Raw genomic sequence first — 18,566 nt, forward strand, 5'->3', positions numbered from 1 at the left:
TCAAGGACAAGATGCTGCAAGGACCACTCCAACGGTGGCTCACGGCAGCAGGGATAACCAAGAAAATCACCTTTCACCTCGCAAGACACAATAAAAATTGTATCTTTCAAGCTATGAGATAATTAACAGAGAAACAAAACAGACTTGTTAACGGTTTAGAAACCAGCGAACTTCTATAATCTGCCTCATTTTGCATCAAGCGAAAGAACGTCCTTACTTTTTGCAAAGGTACAAAACAGTCCCCGTCTTTGCAAAATTTCCCGCAATTTTATTTCGCCCGCAAATTTTATCCTCCATCATTTTTCCTGTTCTGAAAACGGCTTCCGGCTTGATGTGCGCAAGCCCATTTCAGAAGCAGCACAAGCAAAGAAAAGCCCACGACGACCACAATGTCACCAGTGACACTGCCATCGTCGCGGACACTTCTTTTATGTGCTTGTGCTGAACGGCCAAGACCGTCTTATTCGTTTTTCTTTTTTCGTTTCCGTTGTCAGCCGGAAATGCCGCCGGATGCAGGACACGGCAAGCGTGAATCTGCTCCTGCGACTATTCCCGGCTGTCATGTGTGGCCTGTCTTCCAACCGTCTTGCCCTGCCGTTGCCAATCGGAGCAATGGCAGGCAAGACCATTTTCAGACAGATGCCGCCGGAGGAACACCCGCGACCGCAAGCCATGCCCGCATGACAATGACGGTCACGGGACTTCCGTCACGGCGGCAGGAAAGCGAGGCTTTCCCTTGTCAGTTGCGCCGCCCTTTCGATTTTCCTGTGGCGCGTTGCGCCATTTCACATACTTCCCCCTTTTCCTTTCCGTCTCTCCAAGTGTATGCCAATGTCCCCATGCCGCCATTCCAGACGGCATCAGTGGTCATTTTCGTTGCAGGGGCAAAGGTAAAGACGGGATTAGGAACACAAATTTTTTAGCCACAATCTCCACACTTCGCAGGCTCAGGTAGTATTCTGTCGAAAAAATTTGCTGAACCTACTCCCCTGACCTTTGCTTTTTCCCCTGAAACGAAAACGACCGGTGCGCGGTCGGAAGACGTCACAAGGAGACATCGGACATACGGAGAGGCGAAAAGAAAAAGGACTCGACCCGACCTCCCCATCCGAGCAAGACAAGTAACAACAATCTAAAAATTGGAAGATATGAGAATGACATTGAACGACATCGGAAAGGCTATGCGGAGCGTATTGTCCGCAATGGTGAGAGCAGCATGGGGCATTACCCTTTGCGCAGGAGGTTTGGCGGTGGGCATCGCAGGGGAAATCCTGCTGGGTATGTTGAACTTCATGTTCGGCATCCTCACCGCCCTGCTTTCAGTAGTGGCAGCTATCGGAATTTTCATTTGGTTATTAACCCTTTAATTCATACGGATATGGCGAAAAGACACAGCAAGACAGTGGCACAACAATGCAGGTATTACGAGGTGGACAACATCTTCGAGTATATGGTAGAGGTGTGCATCAACGGTAACTTTTCCTCATTCAGGAGGTTGTACCACGAGTTGAACAAGGAGGCAAGAAAGGACTTCATCGCCTTTCTCATCTTGGAATGCCCGCCCCAATACCACATAGAGATTTTACAGAAAACCGTATAACCATCTTAAATTACAGACAATGGAAACTTTTGACTTTTATATGGATTGCAAGGTAACTTGCTGGGAACGTACCCGCTTCTCCATCAAAGCGAACAGCTATGAAGAAGCCAAATCCATCATTCTTTCATGGGAAGATAAAGACGTGAACAGCCATATCGGTATGGACGAGAACGTCATCTATTGCGACTACGAATTGAACCCCGAAACGGTGGAAGGACTGTCCCCTGCGGAAAACGACAACAACCCTACGATGGAAATCTACGGACGGGATGACGAGTTGTTTTATCACAATATGTTGGACGAACAATAGAGCAAAGTTATGAGAACGGAAACGAGGAAATACGAAGTTTACAAGGTGGACGAGCTTTCGGACAAGGCGAAAGAGAACGCCTATTGGAAGTGGTTGAAAGGCTTTGAATATGACGCATCCGACAACAGGGCAACGTTGAAAGCCTTTGAGGAGATTTTCAAGGTAAAGGTAAGCAGGTGGAATTATGATGCCTGTACCTATAATTTCCAATTCATCTCAAATTACAGCGGGGAAGAGGAAGAACTGTGCGGTGTGCGGTTGCTGAAATTCATCGTGAACAACTATTGGCACAACCTTTTCAAGCCCAAGACCTATTGGCACAAAAAGGACTTCCACAAACAGCGCAGAAGTCGGATATCCGTAACCAATGATTGTGTGCTGACGGGTTATTGTGCGGACATGGACATACTGAAACCCATATACGACTTTCTGAAAGTCCCCGACAAGCATACGAACTTGTATGACTTGATGAATGACTGCATCGACAGCTTTTTCCGCTTTTGCAGGGATGATGTGGAATATGCTAGCAACGAGGAAGCCTTTGAGCGTGATTGCGAAGCCAACGAATACGAGTTTTTATCCAACGGAGAATTTTTCAAATAACTAAAATACATACAGATATGAACGGAACAGACCATTTCAAGCGGACCATCCAAGCCTATTTGGACAGCCGTGCGGCGGAGGACAAGCTGTTTGCAGCAAGTTACAGCAAGCCGAACAAGAACATGGACGATTGCATCACCTATTTGTTGCATTGGGCGAAAAGCCAATGCAATGGAGGCAACGGCATAGGCGTTACCGCAGGGGAAGTCTTGTCGCAAGCGGTACACTATTTTGACGAGGACGACATCGACATCGGCAAACCAATCCCGTGCCAAGTCATGGTATGCGGAGTTGAACTGACGGACGAGGAAAAGGCGGAAGCAAGGCAGAGAGCCATCCGCCAATACCAAGACGAGGAACTGCGCAAGATGCAAAACCGGAACAAGGCTAAGGCGAACCAAAAGACAAACGCACAACAAGTTGAACTTTCATTATTCTGAACCTATGAAACCCAAGACACCCATACAGAAAGAAGTCATCCGTCTGAGCGCAACCCTGCCCGAACTGACAAACGCACAGAGAACCTACGCTTTCCACCATTGTTTCAAGCACTACGGCAGGCGGACTGCAAAAGGCGTCATTACCTGCACGGAGTGCGGACACGCATGGAAAAGCGGACACAGCCTTGCCGACACGCTTTGCGGATGCACCTGCCCGAACTGCGGCACGGCATTGGAAATCACGGACACCCGAAAGAGGGTGTTCGTGGACAACGAGTATTTCTCCATCATCACCACCTGCAAAGGCTACCAGGTAATACGTTTCTTTTTCGTCAGGAGCCGTCAGAAAGTCGGGCAAAAGGCGGAGTATTCCATCTTTGAGGTGGCACAGCGGTGGATTGCTCCTGACGGCAAGTCCGAGACAGTGGCAAGGTTGCGTGGCTTTTCACTTCTCTACTACGACTTGTGGAACGAGGACAGCCCGATGGAAATCCGCAGGAACAACCAGCATAAGGTGTATGACATTGACCCGATATGCACCTATCCACGCCGACGGATTATCCCCGAAATTAAGCGAAATGGCTTTGACGGCAACCTGCACGGCATACTGCCTTACGACTTCTTCAAGGCTATCCTTTCGGACAGCCGTGCGGAAACATTGCTGAAGTCGGGCAACATCGAACACTTGCGCTATTTCCTCTCCCGTCCGCAGGTACTTGACAGATGTTGGAACTCGTACAAGATAGCCATGCGGAATAAATATGCCATAACCGACATCTCATTGTGGTGCGACCTCGTATATCTCTTAGAGAGATTGGGAAAAGATTTGCGCAACCCCCGTTTCATATGCCCGCCCGATTTCAAGGCGGCTCACGACCTGTATATGGGGAAACGGCAAGTCCAATTGGAGCGTGAACGGCAGCAGCAACACAGGGAGTGGGAAGCCGAGCGGTTGGAGCGTGAGCGGAAGCGTCTGGAAGAAATGGCGAAAGAGAAAGACGAGTATATCCGAAAGAAAGCCGCATTCCTCAACCTTGTACTGACGGACGGTCTAATCATCGTCAAGGTGCTGCAAAGCGTGGACGAGTTCTACGAGGAGGGGAAAGCCATGCACCATTGCGTCTATGCCAACGCCTACTACAACAATGAGAACTCCCTGATACTTTCCGCACGGATAGACGAGCGACGCATCGAGACAGTGGAGGTGGACTTGCGGACATTAAAAGTGGTGCAGAGCCGTGGCGTATGCAACTCCAACACCGAATACCACGACCGCATCATCAAATTGGTGGAGGACAATGCCGAGCAGATACGGAAACGGATGAAAGAAGCAGCGTAATCGTTTAACAACTTAATACTTATTGATATGGAAGTGAGAATAGAAAACATGATTTTCGGGTGGCACGAGAAACTGCCTGAAATGTTCATCGAATTGTTGAACACGCTTGTACTGACAAAGGACGAGCAGGATGTAAGGGGGGTAATGGAGGTGTTCGCCCGAAAGAAACTTTTCAACGCCCTTTTCGCATTCGGGTATGGCGCACACCATCTGTGGGTGACACAGAAAAAGGCATCCGACCCCGACCAATGTTTGGAGAACAGATTACTGATTGTTGAATTTTAATTGATAAGGCTATGACAACAAGAATGACTATTAACGGAGTAAGCACCTGCACGGCAGGTGAGAAATACGAGAAATTCCAACTGAAAATCGGGCGCAAAGTCCGCACGATGTACCAATATGACTATCGGGACACCACAACGGGAGAACTGTTCTCCTGCGTGAAACCCACATTGGACGAGTGCAGGCGGTTGCGTGACGAATGGATTAAAGCGAAGGAGGGCAGACGATGAGCGCAGGATATGAAACGCTGATAGTGACGTTCAGCGACCCTATCAAGGTTTTGGACAATATGTTCGCCGATGCGGACGCATGGGGAACGGACAGCCTCAAAGGATGGGTGGAGGACTATGAAAGTACGAGGTTTACGCAGATAAACGGGCATACGGCAGTCATCACTTCCGAATACAACATGCCCTGCGTAAAGGAATGGCTCACACGCTGCACGGCTATCGCCGACATAAAGGAATTTTGAGTGCGTGGCGGTGGAAACACCGCCCACACTCCATTCGTAACAACTGAAAAAACAAGCGAAATGAAATACTATTTCATACTGACAGACGGCAGGGACGCATGGGTGCAGTTCGTTTACCTGCCCACGCAAGATGAAGCGTCCGGTTATATCCGAGATTTGCGGAGCGTGGGAATATCCGTACACGGGTATAACCTTTGGAACAAGGACACACGCCCCATTGCCGAGCGCACACTTGAGCGTGTGCTGCAAAGGATAAAGCGGTAAAATCGGGCGGCAGGCTTGCCGCCCGCTACTTTCTTTCATGAGCAGGTCGGCGGATAAGAAAGTAGCAAAGAAACCGTTGCCCCCATCTTCGATAAGATGGAAAAATCCAATGAAGTCATTAATTATATATCCCAGTCTGGTTTGATAATTGTAGGATAACGTTGTTGCCTGACAATCTTTAATTTTTCTATATAATATAAATATATCTCTTTGTATGAACCAAACCCCGGTTGCTGCATATCCTCTTTGATGGATAAGCCATCAAAAACAAGAAGCCATAATCTTAAAGCAACCCCTAAATAGCCCCAAAGAAGATCCATTTCGTGCAATTCCAGTTTAGTAACCAAATTTTCTATTCGAACATCCATATCTGGATGGGTTCCACCACCAGAAATAGAATCCTCTCCCATTAATAAAAGGGCTGCTAATGTAGTTGCAATTCCTGCCTTATAGGTTCTTCCCCATGCAGAGTTATATTCAGTTTGAATAAAGCTAATTGCCATATCATCTGCTGCAATTTCATCATTTATTGAACGAGAAAGCGTTTGCTGTATTTGTGTATGCCCCAAATAATTATGTGAAAACTCGTGAGCATATATAAATGCTATTGCAGCACAATAGACATCATTCGCATGGCTTATAATATTTTCAAATTGCTGCGGATTACAGATATTTGGAGTAACCCAATATGCATCTCTATTAAAGTTATGTAATAATTGCCGTCCTCTGAAAAAACAATCATTGCCATATTCTACATCTATCATATTGGGCTTATATCCATTTTTATTAATACCAACAGCATCCATCATAGGGATATGTATAACATTTTCAAAATATGCGATAAGATAGACACAAACAGACCATAAATACTGACAGAAATTTTCGTTGATATATATATGATTTAATTTATTATTATCTTTTTTAATTTCCGCAACATCACTAATAGCTTTCTCATCTCTTATGAAAGTAAATCGGCGAGAAAAATTATTGCTATTGCAATCATTTTTTACAGCATCTAATAACTCAAAAACTTTTTCAATATATTGAATAACATCATCAGATAACTGTTCTACAGGTAAATAATAGATTTCTTTCGGCTCTTTCATTTTTCGAAAATTTATTTGTAAAGATAATATGTTTATTTGTATTGGAAGCAAAAATTCCTTGCGAAATTATTTACCGCAAGGAATTTTAATCATATCACGGAATATATAGCAACGCAAATTCTGTTTTTCTTCGATTGAATAGCATGGCGTGCTGCTTTCCTTTGTACCGGCAGTAAGCGATATATTCACGGTAAATGTCTCGATTCCCGGCTTCCAGCTTGCGGATGAGTTTGCTTTTCGGGTGTCCGCCGTGACCAAGCAATACCCCTTGACCCACATTGAAACTTAATACGGTAAGAAGCAAGGCATCTTTACCAAATTTGCGGAACAGCTTGTAGCGCACCGCCAAATCCTTGCGGAGCAGGGCTTCGGCTTCCGCCTCCGTCATGTCATAGGAAAGGTTTTCGTTGGGCAACCTGCGATGCCCGTAGCCGTAGTAGGGGTAATCGGAACGGTCGTGCAGTCCCTCGTACTTTTTTATCAGTTCAACGGCGATGTCAGCCTTGGGATGATTGTTAAACGATGCCAGCAGTTCCGCCATGCTGTCCGTGTCTTGTGCCGGCAGGCTGCCACAGAGGGCAGCCGCCAGCAGCAGGAGCAACGCCTTGCGCATCATCGGCTGGCGTTCAAGGTGTCAGACACAGCGACGCCTCCCTCCGTTTCCGCGTCCGAGTCGTTGTTGAACTCCAATTCCCACTCGCAGGCATTGCCGAAATTGTCCTCCACCGTGATGGTCAGGCTTTGCGACTCGTCGCACTCCGAGGTGTAATATAGGCGGAATTTTTCGTTCTCCAGCAGGTAGCGGTCGTTGGGCTGCAACACCAAGCCGTTATCCAGCTTCAACGTGCCCTCCCCGTCGTATTGGAAATAGCGGATGGTATAGACCGCCCCGTCAAACTCGCCCTCGCGTACCAGTTCGCAACGGATTTCCGCCGTCTCGCCCTGCGCCAGTTCCTTCGGCACGGGCATGGCTTCCACCGTGAACGGATAGGCTTGCGTCACGTCCAAATCGTCATCGCAGGCGGTGAAGCATACAGAGAGCAGCCCCAGACAAAGGGTTGCCAATGATTTTACTATGTTTCTTTTCACTTTCCGTGTATTGTTTAATTTGTTCATGTTCATAACCGTTACATTTTAAGTTTGATGTTCTTGTTGTTCTTCTCGTTTTGTTTCAGACGGCTTTGCAGATACTCGTTCAAGTCCTTGCATCCGCCGTAGATGCCGGAGCAGTCCGACACCCTTTCGCCGTAACGTGTGCGCAGGGCTTCCAATGTCCGCCGCCCGGCTTCGTCGTTGTCAAGGTGGCACCGCACCGTTCCGTAGCCGTCCAGATGCCGGTACGCCCTCGCCACATTGGACACCGAGTTGAGGACAAGGTGGTCCTCCCCGCCGCCGATGCCTAATGCACGGGCGGAAAGGTAGTCCACGAAGCCCTCGTACACGTTGCAAACGGCAGAGCCTGACGGCAGCAGGGTGACGTCCTTTGGCGGCACACAGCCCTTGAAGAACGGGTTGCGTATCTCGTAGCCGCCACCGCAGTTGCCGAAAGCCACGGCGAAATACCGTTTCCCGTGCGTGGAGTAGCGCATCTCCTTGCAGTTCGCGATGGCTATGGCGGACGGTATGCCCCTTTCTTGCAGGTAATGGAGTAACGCCCGGCTCTGCAAGGGCAGCACTTCCACGTCCTCGAAGCTGTGTCCGGCTGGTTGCCGCACTTCGGGGGTGCGGCGTTGCTCATAGTCCTGCAACGGCATGTCCGCCACCTCCGCCACATACCTCGCCTGTGTGAGGAAGTCGCCGCTTTGGATGAACTCCCCCGCAAGGGCGAAGATGTTACCGCCCTTGCCCTCGCCAAAATCAAACCAGAGGTTCTTTTCCGGGTTTACCTTGAAGGAAGGCGTGTGTTCCTCCCGGTACGGCGACCTGTACCAGATGGCGTTGGCACGTCTTTGCACGGGATGATGCCCCAGCCGTGCAAGGAAGTCCTCCAGCGGATAGCGTTTCATCGCTTCTATATCCATATAGGCGCACATTCAGTTGATGATGAACTTCACGCCTATCCCGTATTCCGTGTGGCACACGCCCATGCTGCCGCCCCACAGGAAGCGTTCACGCAGCGAGGCCGTCAGCGCAATGAAGTCCACGAGGTACAGCTCCATTTCCAGCGTGGCGGCGCAGCCATAGACAAAGGCGTCCTTGTTGTTCAGCCTCGCCCCGTCGTACAGCGTCTTTCCGCCCCAGTTCACCGTCTCGTACCCGGCAAGGGCTGACGCGCCAGCGTAGAAGAACACCACCTTTTTCGCGTCCGAGAGGAAGTTGTAGTAGTAACCGCCCTCCGCCGTGAACTGTGCCGCAGGGATGGTCGTACTCCGGTATCCGTGGCTGGTTTTCAGGTATTCCAGCCCGTACACCCACTTGTTCCCACCTTTCGCGTAGCTCGAAAGCATGGCTCCCAGCACATAGCCGTCCGCCTCGTTCAGCCCGGCTCTCAACTCGATGCCCCGCATCTTCGGCAGGCACCGTTGGGCTTCCGCCCGTCCTGCCAGGAGGACGAACAGAAGCGTTACAATAAACAGTACCTTTCCTTTCATCGCACGCGCAGTTCGTTGATGGTTTCAGCCTGTACCAAGTCCTCGTTCTCCACGGTAAACGTCTGGTGGCGTCCGCCGTCCTTCTCGTTCATCTCCACCACGAGCTGCTTGCCGTCGGGGATGGTGAACTTCGGAAGGCAGAACACCGTGCGTTCGGACCGCTTCCCGGCTACACGGACGGCGTAGTTGTAGGCGCGGAGCGGGAACAGCACCTGTTCCTGCATGGCGGTACGCTTCGCCACCTTCTTGTCCACAATCTTGAACGTGATGTAGTCCACGTCAAACGGCACATTGCTTTGGTTCTTTATCTCCGTGTAGAAATACAGCAGGTCATTGTGGACATAAATCCCTTTCAGCAGGTACTGGATGCCGAAACGCTTGCAGCCGATGTGCTTCACCTTGCGCTTGTCCTCCTTGTGCAGCGACTTCATGATGAGGTGTACCAGCATCGGGCTTTCGCTGCCCAGTTCCTTCAGGTAGATTTCCTGCGCGTTGTTCGGTCGGTTCACCGTGCTGCCGTCGTGGATAAAGTCCTTCATTTCCACGTTCAGGATAAGCGGCTCATCGGCGTATTTCACATTAAATGTGTAAAATGACCCGTCCTCCGTGATGACGCTCATGTTCGTCTCGTTGCGGAAATTCTTGACCGTCGCCTTCACACGGATGACGTTCTCCGCACCGTCCGCCTTGCCCGCTATCAGGTTGGGCGAACCCAAGTCCACGTAGCGCACCGCCGCCGGAAACAGGATGTGGACGGTCTTGTCATACGTGACTTCCAAGCCGTGCGGCGGTATCATGCGGTCGAACATCAGCTTTTTCGTCAGACCGTGGTACAGGTCGCCGTCCTCCTCCGTCTGCGGATAGACGTCCTTCACCAGTTCCAGCCCGTCCTCCTTGGCGGTGGCAGTGCTGTCGTTCGTCACTCCCTGCGCGTAGCTCGCACAGGCGATGCCCATCAGCAGGGCAAACATTGTCATTACTTTCTTGATACTCATTTTACGTTGGATTTAGTGGTAAATAAAAATTAGTTTGTTGATTATTTTTTCTTTTTTTGCCTTTATGTTTTTGGACTGTTCATTCCTTTTCTTGGTAGAGCAATACCCTGTACCCTGACTTCAGATGTACCTTGACCGTGCGCATCCTTTTCGAGATGTACTGCGAGATGCCCTGTATCGCCCCTCGCCCCAAGTCGGAGGCGAGCTGCGCCCCCGCGTCGGTCGATATGTTGATGCTGCTTCCGAGCGAGCTGCCCATGTTCGCCCCGATTTCCTTTGCCGCGTCTATCTCCATCGAGCCGGGTATGAAGATGCCCGCCTGCCCGTCGCTGTCGTACACCTCCAGTTCTACCGGGATGATGTTTCCCCCGTGTTCCAGCGAGGTGATGCCGATGCCGAGCCTTTCGCCCTGCAACCGTGCCGCGCCCACAAGGAGCGTGTTCCGGGGGATGACGCGCCCCGACACGCGCATCGGCTCCAGCAGCCGGAGCTTCACCGTCTGCCCGTCCGTCAGCGTCTGGTCGCCCTGCACACAGGCGGCGATGGTGTTCTTCCCCGTCGTTTCCTCCGCACCGATGGCGGTGTGGAAGCCGTAGTTGCGTTCCCCCGAATAGTCCGCGATGAACGCCGAGTCTGTCATGGGCTGCGGCAGGGCGGACACCACCGTCCGCCTTACATCGCTTACGGGTTCTGCCTTCATGCTCTTTTCGCCTGTACTCACAGAACCTCCCGTTTCATCGGGCTGTGCGGCTTGTCCGGCATTGTTGTCATTCTGGTACTTCGCCGCCAGCTCATAGGACTTTTCCAACAGGGCGACCTGTTCCTCCATCGTGGAAGGCTTGCTATCCTGCGCCACCAGCATGGCTTCCAGTTCGTCGATGCGCTCCCGGAGTTCCTCCTTTTCCGTGTCCTCCTTCGGCGGCTCGTAGAACGTGCCCAGCGAGGTGTTCAGCCGTTGGTAGGCGGCAGCGGAAGTGCGGATGCCCGCCTGTCTTTCGTCCGCCGTTTCCCCGTCGGTCGTTTCCGTCCGTGTCAGGCGGTAATCGTCCGAAGTGTCGGCATCGTCCGTTGGCGTGTCACCGTCGCTGTCGTTCCAGAACGCGGAGAGGTCGCCCACCATGCCCCGGCGTTCCTTCCGCTTGTTTTCCAAATCCTGCTGCTCGTAGGCTTTCGCCTTGTCCCCGATGATTTTGGAGTCTTCGGGCATGGGCATGTCCGTGTTGAATCCCTGTCCCTGCCGTTCTTTCTCCTTGTCCTCGGAGGACGGCGCGAAGATGAGCCACATACACCCGGCGAACAGCAGCACCATCAGCGGATAGACCAGCATCTTCTGCCTTTGCTGACGCTGTTGTTCCGTCAGCGGCTTTTTCTCTTTTGTTCTTGATTCATTCTTCTGTTCTTTTGTTTCCATCATCAGTTCAATTAGCTTGTCAAAGTCTGATTTTTATACCTTTATTCTCTTTGCTTACCTGATTCTGTAAGCGAATGGGCATTTTATGCGTACCCAAAGAAGCCGGATGGAGCTTTGGTTTGTTTTTATCCGGAAACAACCTGTGTTCCAAGCGTTCCAATCCTATCCGGGACTGTTCTTTGATGATGCGGTTATGATGCCCTACCATATGCTTGGGATAAGTATCGTCTCCCATGTCACAACGGATAATGTAATCCATCAACGCATCGCTTATTTTTCCGAATGATTCCGCCAACCCATACTTGACCAACAGAGGTTTCGGAATTTTTGTCTGCCCGTCCCATCCCTTTTGAGAGAGTCCATGAAGCACCATCCGTTCCCGGTGCAGGGCTTTCCGATAGTCGTCCGGGAACTTGCCCTGCACTTTCTGCTCGTACAAATCGGAGGCACTGCGCATAATCCGTCCTTTTTCCTCCTGGATGGCCGCATCGATGGAGTCCGCCGACCAGTGATTGTCCGCACGCATTTCCTTGGCCCGTTCCCATTCGAGGTCCTCTATCTTTTGGTACATATCCATCAGACCATGCCTGATGGCGGTCAGGTCTCCCGGATATTCCCCATGCAGGGCAAGCCGCTTCAAGTAGTCGAGTTCCTCGTCCTTCATGCAATACCCTACCAGCTTATGGGCGGTAGCCACTTCTTCCGGATTGGGCAGAGGACATAGGGTATGGCTTTTACCCGTATGGGCACTACAAAGCAGCGTGTACATGGCATTCAGTTTTTGGGGAAGTGTTTCATTCCCCATTTTCAATCCGGACAACAACCAGACCTGCTGTTTGCCCCAATCGGTTTGTTGCAGTACATCCATAACCTTGTGCCAGCCGCTGCGTTCCGTCTGGTCCAGATTCCGGAAGAAACGGTAATCCCAGAGTATTTTTGCCTGCTCTTCCGTAATTGCCGGGCGATGCCCGTTCCTTACGATGGAATCGGCAATGGCATTGTAATCCAAGCGAAGCACCTGATGGCAGAACTTCAAGGTCGGTTTCCATCGGAATCCGGCATCCTGCAAGTTTTCCATCTTTTCCCATATCCAATCTGATAATTTCATTGTGGATTCAAATTTGAGTGATACACCTTATTATATATTTCTAACTTCTCGATGTGCCGTATCTCCAATGCCTCTTCCCCTTTGCCGAAGCCGATGATTGCGGCGGCAGTCATGTAGAGACAGAGCGAGGCGAACACGGCAAATGCCGCAAGGACTATCCTAAGCCGTGCTTTGGGCGGCAGGGCGTCCAGCCTATTGCGTAACCAACCTTTCAGCCCGGTGGTCCACTTTTCAATGAGATTTTTCATCTTTCCCATACGCATTATCTTTCAATCGTCCGGATGTCCTTGTTCTCCAATACCGTGAAGCCCTCGATGGTGAAGCCGTTTGGGTTGTCGTCCGAGCGGCTCGCGTTGAGCAGGCGGCAGGCGGTTACTAATGTCCGTTCCGTCACGTTGCTCTCGCGGATAATCATCTGACGGGCGTATGTCCGCGCCTCGTAGGGATAGCGGTCGAAATTGCACACCACGCTGTCCACCTGCAACACTTGGTTGATGTTCCCGGCGATGATGCGGTTGTAGAAGCCCTTTTCGGCGAAGTCGGCGTAATAGTTGTACGCGCTCTTGTCTGCCAAGAGCAGGGCGCGTTTCACGTTGTGCTCTATCGCGCTTTTCTCCGGCGAGAGGGTGAAAAACAGTTCGTGGAAGCGGCGCACGTGTTCCCTGGCTTCCGCCGGGCGGTTCTGCGACAGGTCCTGCGAGAGCGCGAGCATAAGACTCTTGCCTCCATCGAGGACGTATATCTTCTGCCGTTGCGCCTCGGCGAAGCGGAAGGCGCACACCACCGAGCAGACCACCACGAGGGCGCAGGCCGCCGTATAGACGATGCCGAACAGACGTATCTGCCGGAAACTCGTCTCGATGTTCTTGAGTGATTTGAATTCCATTTTCTTCTTTTCGTCTTTTAATTGTTCAATAATCCGTTTTTAAGGGTCGGGCAACTCACGGAAACGGATTGTCCGGAATGCCTATCTTCGGAACAGCTTTCCCGCCGTTCCCTTGATGAGCTTGCCCGCGCGGCCTGCCACGTTTCCTGCGGCGGCTCCCGCCACGCTGCCGCCCAAAGCCCCGGCGGTGTTGATGTTCTTGTTGTAGCTGCCTATGCCGCCACCTGCTTGGATGATCCAGCCTGCCACCGTCGGGATGGTGAAGTAGCCCACGATGCCGATGATGAGGAACACGATGTACACCCCGTTGCTCGCCTCCACCGAGAAGTTCGGGTCGGTCTGCATCGCTTGTATGTCGTTCTGCAACATCAGAATCTGTATCTTCGCCAGTATGGTGCTGAACAAATCCGACACGGGAAGCCACAGGTAAATCTGTATGTAGCGGCTGAACCACGCCGAGAGCGTCGAGTGGAAGCCGTCCCATACGGCAAAGGCGAAGGCTACCGGTCCCAGGATGCTCAGCACCACGAGGAAGAACGTCCTGAGCGTGTCGATGATGAGCGCGGCTGCGGCGAACATCAGTTCCAGCAGTTCCCGGAACCAGTCACGCACCGTCTTCTTGATGTTGTACGCCGCCCGGTCCATGTACATCCCCGTCATCGTCACCAAGTCCGAGGGCGACCAGCCCAGCTCGTCCAACTGGCGGTCAAATTCCTCATCACTGGCGAGGTAGGCGGTCTCCGGGTTGCGCATCATCGCCTCGTATTCCAGTTTGTCTTTCTGCTCCCGGTACTCGTTCATGTCGAAGGTCTGTTCTTCGAGGATGCCGTGTACGCCCTGCACGATGGGGCTTAACACGCTGTTCATCGTACCCAACACGATGGTCGGGAAGAACAGGATGCACAAACCGAGCGCAAACGGGCGGAGCAGCGGGTACACGTCTATCGCCTCGGCGCGGGCGAGCGACTGCCACACGCGCACCGCCACGTAGAACAACGCGCCCAGCCCGGCAAGCCCTTTCGCCACGCCCGTCATGTCCGCGCACAGCGGCATCATCTCGTCGTAGAGCGAAAGGAGTATCTGGTGAAGGTTGTCGAACTCTCCCATAACTTACCAGTATTTTTCGTTGGGGTTTCCGTAGAGTCCTATCACCCGGTCCATGTCGTTCTTCTTCCTTGCCCGGAGGTAGGACACCGATATGGTCTTGTTCGTGTAGTAGCGCACGAGGTTGCGGTAGTTCATCAGGCTGCGGTAGGCGTTGTCGATAATCGCCAGCCGTTCCGCGTCCGTGAGCGACATCCCCGTCACGTTCACCACGTTCTTCAGGTCTTGCAGCACGTCCGAACTCTCGTCTATCAGCATGGTGTAGCCCGACGATATGGCGGCAAGCTCTTCCGGCGTGTAGTTCTCATCAGAGAGCATCTTCTGGTAGTTATCCACATAGATTTCTGATATTTCCATCACCAACCCGATGCTTTTCGACACCTTCACGCCGCCCTTCACCACGTCATGTACGGATTTCAGCGCGTCGTAATACTTCTTTCCCTGCTCAAACACTTTCTTGGTTTCCAAGAAGCCGTTGAGCGTGTTGGCTTTCGTGCCCGCCGTTTCCACCATCTCCTTGGCGGAGTTGATGATGCTCTGCGCGAGGTTCGTCGGGTCGGACACCACCCATTGGGCGTTTGCCGTGCCTGCACCTGCAAGGCACAGGCAGGCTGCCACCAATGGCATTTTCAGTTTTTGTCTCATATTCACATTGGATTTAGTGGTACATTCTTATTGTTCTTTCTTCTTTTCGCCATTGGCTGTTTCATCCGTGTTCACCCGGATATAGTCGCCGTTAGGCGAAAAGGACAGGATGTCCGTTTCCTCGTTGTATGCCACGTCGATGCGGAAGCCCGTGTTCAGGTAGAGGTTACCGTCCGCCTCCCTTTGCAGCAGGTAGGTCTCCGGCTTCAGTTTCCGGTGGACGCCCGCCCTGCGGAACAGCGTCACCTTGTAAAGTGCGCCCTCCTTGTACACCAATATGTCGGGCTTGCCCTCCACGCTCTGCCAGTTGCCGCAAATCTTCTCGCGGATGTCTTCGTTTTCTTTCATTACCGTCTCGCAGGCTTGCAGCATCAGCGACGCCAAGCCTATCAGACCGCCGCAAAGCAGCAGCCGTTGTGTCTTTGTCAGTTCAATGTTCATAATCTTCAATTCTTGTTTTTTTGTTGATAAAATGTGTCTTGACCTCATACGCCGTTTGATACACCCTTATATGCCGTATAAGGTGGCCTCAAACGCCGTCTGTGGTCGGGTGATGTTTCCATCGGTTACTTTTCTTCGTCCATACGTTTCTCCGCAATCTGCCGTATGGCGGCTTCCATGTCGCTGCCCAGCTTCCCCGCCAGTTCGCGGACTTCCATCTTCTCCGTTTCCTCCGTTGTATAGGCAAGGTATTCGTGTATGGACACCTCCGTGGCGTACACCGCCGACTGTGTGCCGCCTAAGCCTATCCACACCTCCTTGTATCGTCTGGACGAATCGTTGGACTGGTTGATGGAAAGTATCTGCGACTTCTCCTTTTCCGTCAGCCCCAGCAATCCCTGTATCTGGTCGAAGCGGTTCATGAACTTCCGCTGGTCGAGCAGTATCTTGCAGTCCGAGTTGTTGATGATGGACTCCTTGACGATGGGCGAGCTGATGATGTCGTCCACCTCCTGCGTCACCACTATTGCCTCGCCGAAATACTTTCTGACCGTCTTATAAAGATACTTTACATAGGAAGCCATATTCGCCGAAGCAATCGCCTTCCAAGCCTCTTCAATTATTATCATCTTTCTGATACCTTGCAGACGGCGCATCTTGTTGATGAACAACTCCATAATGATGATTGTCGTAACCGGGAACAAGATGGCGTGCTCTTTTATCTGGTCGATTTCAAAGACGATGAACCGCTTGTGTAGCAAGTCCAGTTCCTTGTCCGAATTAAGCAGGTAATTATATTCACCGCCCTTGTAGTACGGCTCCAGCACATTCAGGAAACTGGCAATGTCAAAGTCCTTTTCACGCACTTTCTTATCTTCCAATACCTTGCGATAATCCGTGTCTATAAACTCGTAGAACGTGTTGAAGCATGGGACAATGCTGTTGTCTTCCTTAATACGTCCTATGTACTGCGACACGGCATTGGAAAGTGCAACCTCCTCCGCACGGGTAGCAGGCTCATTGTCCTTCTTCCACAGCGTCAGCAACAAAGTCTTGATACTTTCCCTCTTTTCGATGTCATACACCTTGTCCTCCGTGTAGAACGGATTAAAGGAAATCGGGTTGTCCTCCGTATAGGTATAATAAACCCCGTCCTTTCCCTTGGTCTTGCGGTGTATCATCTCGCACAGCCCTTGGTAGGAGTTGCCCGTATCGACCAGCACCACATGGGAGCCTTGCTCATAGTATTGTCTGACCAGATGGTTCATGAAGAACGATTTGCCGCTGCCCGAAGGACCCAATACGAACTTGTTGCGGTTGGTCGTCACGCCGCGCTTCATCGGCAGGTCGGAGATGTCGATGTGCAGGGGCTTGCCGCTGATGCGGTCCGCCATGCGGATGCCGAAGGCGGACGGAGAGTCCTTGTAGTTGGTCTCGCCCGCGAAGAGGCACACCGCCTGCTCTATGAACGTGTGGAACGACTCTTCCGCCGGGAAGTCCGCCGCGTTGCCGGGGATGCCCGCCCAGAACAGCGTCGGGCAGTCCGTCGTGTTGTGGCGCGGCACACAGCCCATGCTTGCCATCTGGCTGCCCACGTCGTTCTTGATGCGTTTCAGCTCCTCCGCGTCGTCGCTCCACGCCATCACGTTGAAGTGGGCGCGGACGGACTTCAGCCCCTGCGAGTGCGCTTCGTTCAGGTATTCTTCAATCCACTCGCGGTTGATGGCGTTCTGGCGGCTGTACCGGGAGAGCGACTGCATGTTCCTCGCCGTTTTCTCGAAGCGGCGCAGTTCCTCGTCGCTGTTGCCGATGAAGACATACTGGTTGTAGATGTGGTTGCAGGGCAGCAGCAGTCCCAGCGGCGCGGCGAAGGACAGGCGGCAGTCCGAGCGGTCGGTGGACAGCCTTTCGTAACGGCAGTCCGTGGCCACCGCTGCGGGCAGGTCCTCCGTGTCCGACAGGGTGTGCAGGCACAGGCGGTTGTCGCCGACGCGCATTTCCCTTGCCGTCATCTCGATGTCCTCCAGACAGTCCGCGTTGCCCAGCGACAGGGCGAAGTACCTGCCTATGATGCCCGTCTCCTTGTCCGTGCCTGTAAGCTCGTCATCGGAGAGGCGGCGCAATTTGATATGCCCCGAATCGTTCAGGATACGCGCGAACTGCTCCACCGCCTCGATGAACTTCACCGCCGTCTCCTTGTCCTGTATTTCTTTCGGTACGATATGCCCCCGGCACAGCGTATTCCAGTTGCTCTGCTGCCTCATGCGCTCCTTCGTAGTCTTCGTCAGGAACAGGTAGCACTTGTGGTGCAGGAACGGGCGCTCGTTGAAGTGCATCTCGTAGCTGCGGGCGAGGAAGCCCATGCCCTCCTTGCCGAGGTCGGGGCGGTACCGTTCCTTCACGTACCAGTCTTGCTTGTGCAGCACCGAATGGTCGGGCAGTACCTTGATTGCCTTGCACCACGTGGCGTGGATGCCCTCGTATTCCTCCGCCGTGACGGTATAGACCTCCGGAAGCTCCACCTCGAAGGCGGCGGTGATGTCCGCGTCTTTCGAGACGATGCACCCGTGTTCCACCGAAAGCAGGGGGAAGCGGCTTTCCAGCGTGGTGGCTTTCATGATGTTTCTCATACGTTTCTTCCTTTCTTCTTTTTTCGTCTTAACAGATTGGACACCCGTCTGCGGTGGAGCACATGGCGTGGGCGCATCCGTGCCGCGCCCAACTTCATCAGCCCGTGTTCGCCGTACTTCGCGTTCAGCCGGAACGTGAGCCACACGAGCGACGAGGCGGATACCGCGCCGAAGCCGATGCAGAGCCACTGGCCCGCGCCTGCCATGTAGAGGATGATGAAGAGGATGAAGGCGGCGAGCAGCCCGCCCGCGAACAGGAACAGGTACTGCGCCTTCAGGCCCTTGAACTCCACCGGACGGCCGATGCCCTTGTTGATGGGGTACTCAGCCATTGTC

General features: G+C 52.4%; 26 protein-coding genes. 11 read left to right on the forward strand and 15 right to left on the reverse strand.

The features are described 5' to 3' along the window. The first annotated feature begins 500 nt into the window (after positions 1 to 500). The 11 genes from AB5062_RS17150 to AB5062_RS17200 all read left to right on the forward strand — a co-directional run bounded on the left by AB5062_RS17150 (position 501) and on the right by AB5062_RS17200 (position 5,313). On the forward strand, positions 501 to 923 hold the full coding sequence (locus AB5062_RS17150; RefSeq protein WP_227225167.1) for a hypothetical protein: 423 nt from the start codon (positions 501 to 503) through the stop codon (positions 921 to 923). A 225-nt stretch (positions 924 to 1,148) separates the two neighbouring features. Continuing rightward, positions 1,149 to 1,367, forward strand: a complete 219-nt coding sequence (locus tag AB5062_RS17155) for a hypothetical protein (RefSeq protein ID WP_004322004.1) — start codon at positions 1,149 to 1,151, stop codon at positions 1,365 to 1,367. An 11-nt stretch (positions 1,368 to 1,378) separates the two neighbouring features. Beyond that, positions 1,379 to 1,600: a hypothetical protein gene (locus AB5062_RS17160; protein WP_004322005.1), complete on the forward strand. Its 222-nt coding sequence runs from the start codon at positions 1,379 to 1,381 to the stop codon at positions 1,598 to 1,600. A gap of 19 nt (positions 1,601 to 1,619) precedes the next feature. Then, complete coding sequence (locus AB5062_RS17165; RefSeq protein ID WP_004322006.1) at positions 1,620 to 1,910, forward strand: hypothetical protein; 291 nt, start codon at positions 1,620 to 1,622, stop codon at positions 1,908 to 1,910. Between the two features lie 9 nt (positions 1,911 to 1,919). After that, a complete protein-coding gene (locus tag AB5062_RS17170) occupies positions 1,920 to 2,513 on the forward strand; it encodes a hypothetical protein (RefSeq protein ID WP_004322007.1) in 594 nt (197 codons plus the stop codon). A gap of 17 nt (positions 2,514 to 2,530) precedes the next feature. Beyond that, complete coding sequence (locus AB5062_RS17175; protein WP_004322008.1) at positions 2,531 to 2,953, forward strand: PcfK-like family protein; 423 nt, start codon at positions 2,531 to 2,533, stop codon at positions 2,951 to 2,953. Between the two features lie 4 nt (positions 2,954 to 2,957). After that, positions 2,958 to 4,292, forward strand: a complete 1,335-nt coding sequence (locus tag AB5062_RS17180; RefSeq protein WP_004322009.1) for a PcfJ domain-containing protein — start codon at positions 2,958 to 2,960, stop codon at positions 4,290 to 4,292. 27 nt (positions 4,293 to 4,319) lie between these two features. Beyond that, positions 4,320 to 4,577: a hypothetical protein gene (locus tag AB5062_RS17185; RefSeq protein WP_004322010.1), complete on the forward strand. Its 258-nt coding sequence runs from the start codon at positions 4,320 to 4,322 to the stop codon at positions 4,575 to 4,577. An 11-nt stretch (positions 4,578 to 4,588) separates the two neighbouring features. Then, positions 4,589 to 4,807, forward strand: a complete 219-nt coding sequence (locus tag AB5062_RS17190) for a DUF3873 family protein (RefSeq protein ID WP_004322011.1) — start codon at positions 4,589 to 4,591, stop codon at positions 4,805 to 4,807. Next, positions 4,804 to 5,049 carry a hypothetical protein gene (locus AB5062_RS17195; protein ID WP_004322012.1) on the forward strand — a complete coding sequence of 82 codons (246 nt, stop codon included), beginning with the start codon at positions 4,804 to 4,806 and terminating at the stop codon, positions 5,047 to 5,049. The genes AB5062_RS17190 and AB5062_RS17195 overlap by 4 nt, the downstream gene beginning before the upstream one ends. Before the next feature lie 60 nt (positions 5,050 to 5,109). After that, positions 5,110 to 5,313, forward strand: coding sequence for a hypothetical protein (locus tag AB5062_RS17200; protein ID WP_008156960.1), 204 nt, complete (start codon positions 5,110 to 5,112; stop codon positions 5,311 to 5,313). Positions 5,314 to 5,435: 122 nt separating this feature from the next. Here AB5062_RS17200 and AB5062_RS17205 read toward each other — a convergent pair whose 3' ends face one another. The 15 genes from AB5062_RS17205 to AB5062_RS17275 form a co-directional block, all read right to left on the reverse strand. Further along, positions 5,436 to 6,419 (reverse strand): phage exclusion protein Lit family protein, encoded by a 984-nt coding sequence (locus AB5062_RS17205; protein ID WP_004322013.1) that lies wholly within the window; start codon positions 6,417 to 6,419, stop codon positions 5,436 to 5,438. A gap of 94 nt (positions 6,420 to 6,513) precedes the next feature. Continuing rightward, on the reverse strand, positions 6,514 to 7,035 hold the full coding sequence (locus AB5062_RS17210; RefSeq protein ID WP_004322014.1) for a hypothetical protein: 522 nt from the start codon (positions 7,033 to 7,035) through the stop codon (positions 6,514 to 6,516). Continuing rightward, on the reverse strand, positions 7,032 to 7,541 hold the full coding sequence (locus tag AB5062_RS17215; protein ID WP_004322015.1) for a DUF3872 domain-containing protein: 510 nt from the start codon (positions 7,539 to 7,541) through the stop codon (positions 7,032 to 7,034). Before AB5062_RS17215 ends, AB5062_RS17210 begins: the two co-directional genes overlap by 4 nt. Positions 7,542 to 7,546: 5 nt before the next feature. Beyond that, positions 7,547 to 8,440 (reverse strand): toprim domain-containing protein, encoded by an 894-nt coding sequence (locus tag AB5062_RS17220; protein ID WP_007841022.1) that lies wholly within the window; start codon positions 8,438 to 8,440, stop codon positions 7,547 to 7,549. A gap of 12 nt (positions 8,441 to 8,452) precedes the next feature. Continuing rightward, positions 8,453 to 9,010, reverse strand: coding sequence for a conjugal transfer protein TraO (locus AB5062_RS17225; protein ID WP_004322018.1), 558 nt, complete (start codon positions 9,008 to 9,010; stop codon positions 8,453 to 8,455). Then, a complete protein-coding gene (traN, locus tag AB5062_RS17230; RefSeq protein ID WP_032539475.1) occupies positions 9,007 to 9,999 on the reverse strand; it encodes a conjugative transposon protein TraN in 993 nt (330 codons plus the stop codon). The genes AB5062_RS17225 and traN overlap by 4 nt, the downstream gene beginning before the upstream one ends. Positions 10,000 to 10,084: 85 nt before the next feature. Further along, positions 10,085 to 11,416, reverse strand: coding sequence for a conjugative transposon protein TraM (traM, locus tag AB5062_RS17235; RefSeq protein WP_004322021.1), 1,332 nt, complete (start codon positions 11,414 to 11,416; stop codon positions 10,085 to 10,087). Between the two features lie 19 nt (positions 11,417 to 11,435). Then, positions 11,436 to 12,524: a hypothetical protein gene (locus AB5062_RS17240; protein ID WP_004322022.1), complete on the reverse strand. Its 1,089-nt coding sequence runs from the start codon at positions 12,522 to 12,524 to the stop codon at positions 11,436 to 11,438. Beyond that, positions 12,521 to 12,787 (reverse strand): TraL conjugative transposon family protein, encoded by a 267-nt coding sequence (locus AB5062_RS17245; RefSeq protein WP_008761198.1) that lies wholly within the window; start codon positions 12,785 to 12,787, stop codon positions 12,521 to 12,523. Before AB5062_RS17245 ends, AB5062_RS17240 begins: the two co-directional genes overlap by 4 nt. Next, on the reverse strand, positions 12,787 to 13,410 hold the full coding sequence (gene traK, locus AB5062_RS17250) for a conjugative transposon protein TraK (RefSeq protein WP_004322024.1): 624 nt from the start codon (positions 13,408 to 13,410) through the stop codon (positions 12,787 to 12,789). Before traK ends, AB5062_RS17245 begins: the two co-directional genes overlap by 1 nt. An 81-nt stretch (positions 13,411 to 13,491) precedes the next feature. Further along, on the reverse strand, positions 13,492 to 14,517 hold the full coding sequence (gene traJ / locus AB5062_RS17255) for a conjugative transposon protein TraJ (RefSeq protein WP_007841019.1): 1,026 nt from the start codon (positions 14,515 to 14,517) through the stop codon (positions 13,492 to 13,494). Positions 14,518 to 14,520: 3 nt separating this feature from the next. Beyond that, the gene (locus AB5062_RS17260; RefSeq protein ID WP_004322026.1) at positions 14,521 to 15,159 is read right to left on the reverse strand and encodes a DUF4141 domain-containing protein; all 639 of its coding nucleotides are present in this window, start codon (positions 15,157 to 15,159) and stop codon (positions 14,521 to 14,523) included. Between the two features lie 27 nt (positions 15,160 to 15,186). After that, on the reverse strand, positions 15,187 to 15,600 hold the full coding sequence (locus AB5062_RS17265) for a DUF3876 domain-containing protein (protein ID WP_004322027.1): 414 nt from the start codon (positions 15,598 to 15,600) through the stop codon (positions 15,187 to 15,189). 125 nt (positions 15,601 to 15,725) lie between these two features. Continuing rightward, positions 15,726 to 18,230, reverse strand: coding sequence for a TraG family conjugative transposon ATPase (locus tag AB5062_RS17270; RefSeq protein WP_004322029.1), 2,505 nt, complete (start codon positions 18,228 to 18,230; stop codon positions 15,726 to 15,728). After that, the gene (locus AB5062_RS17275) at positions 18,227 to 18,562 is read right to left on the reverse strand and encodes a DUF4133 domain-containing protein (protein WP_004322031.1); all 336 of its coding nucleotides are present in this window, start codon (positions 18,560 to 18,562) and stop codon (positions 18,227 to 18,229) included. Before AB5062_RS17275 ends, AB5062_RS17270 begins: the two co-directional genes overlap by 4 nt. Positions 18,563 to 18,566: the final 4 nt, after the last annotated feature.

The organism is Phocaeicola sp. RTP21359st1_B8_RTP21360_211022, from assembly GCF_040911965.1.
Classification (GTDB): Bacteria; Bacteroidota; Bacteroidia; order Bacteroidales; family Bacteroidaceae; genus Phocaeicola; species Phocaeicola vulgatus.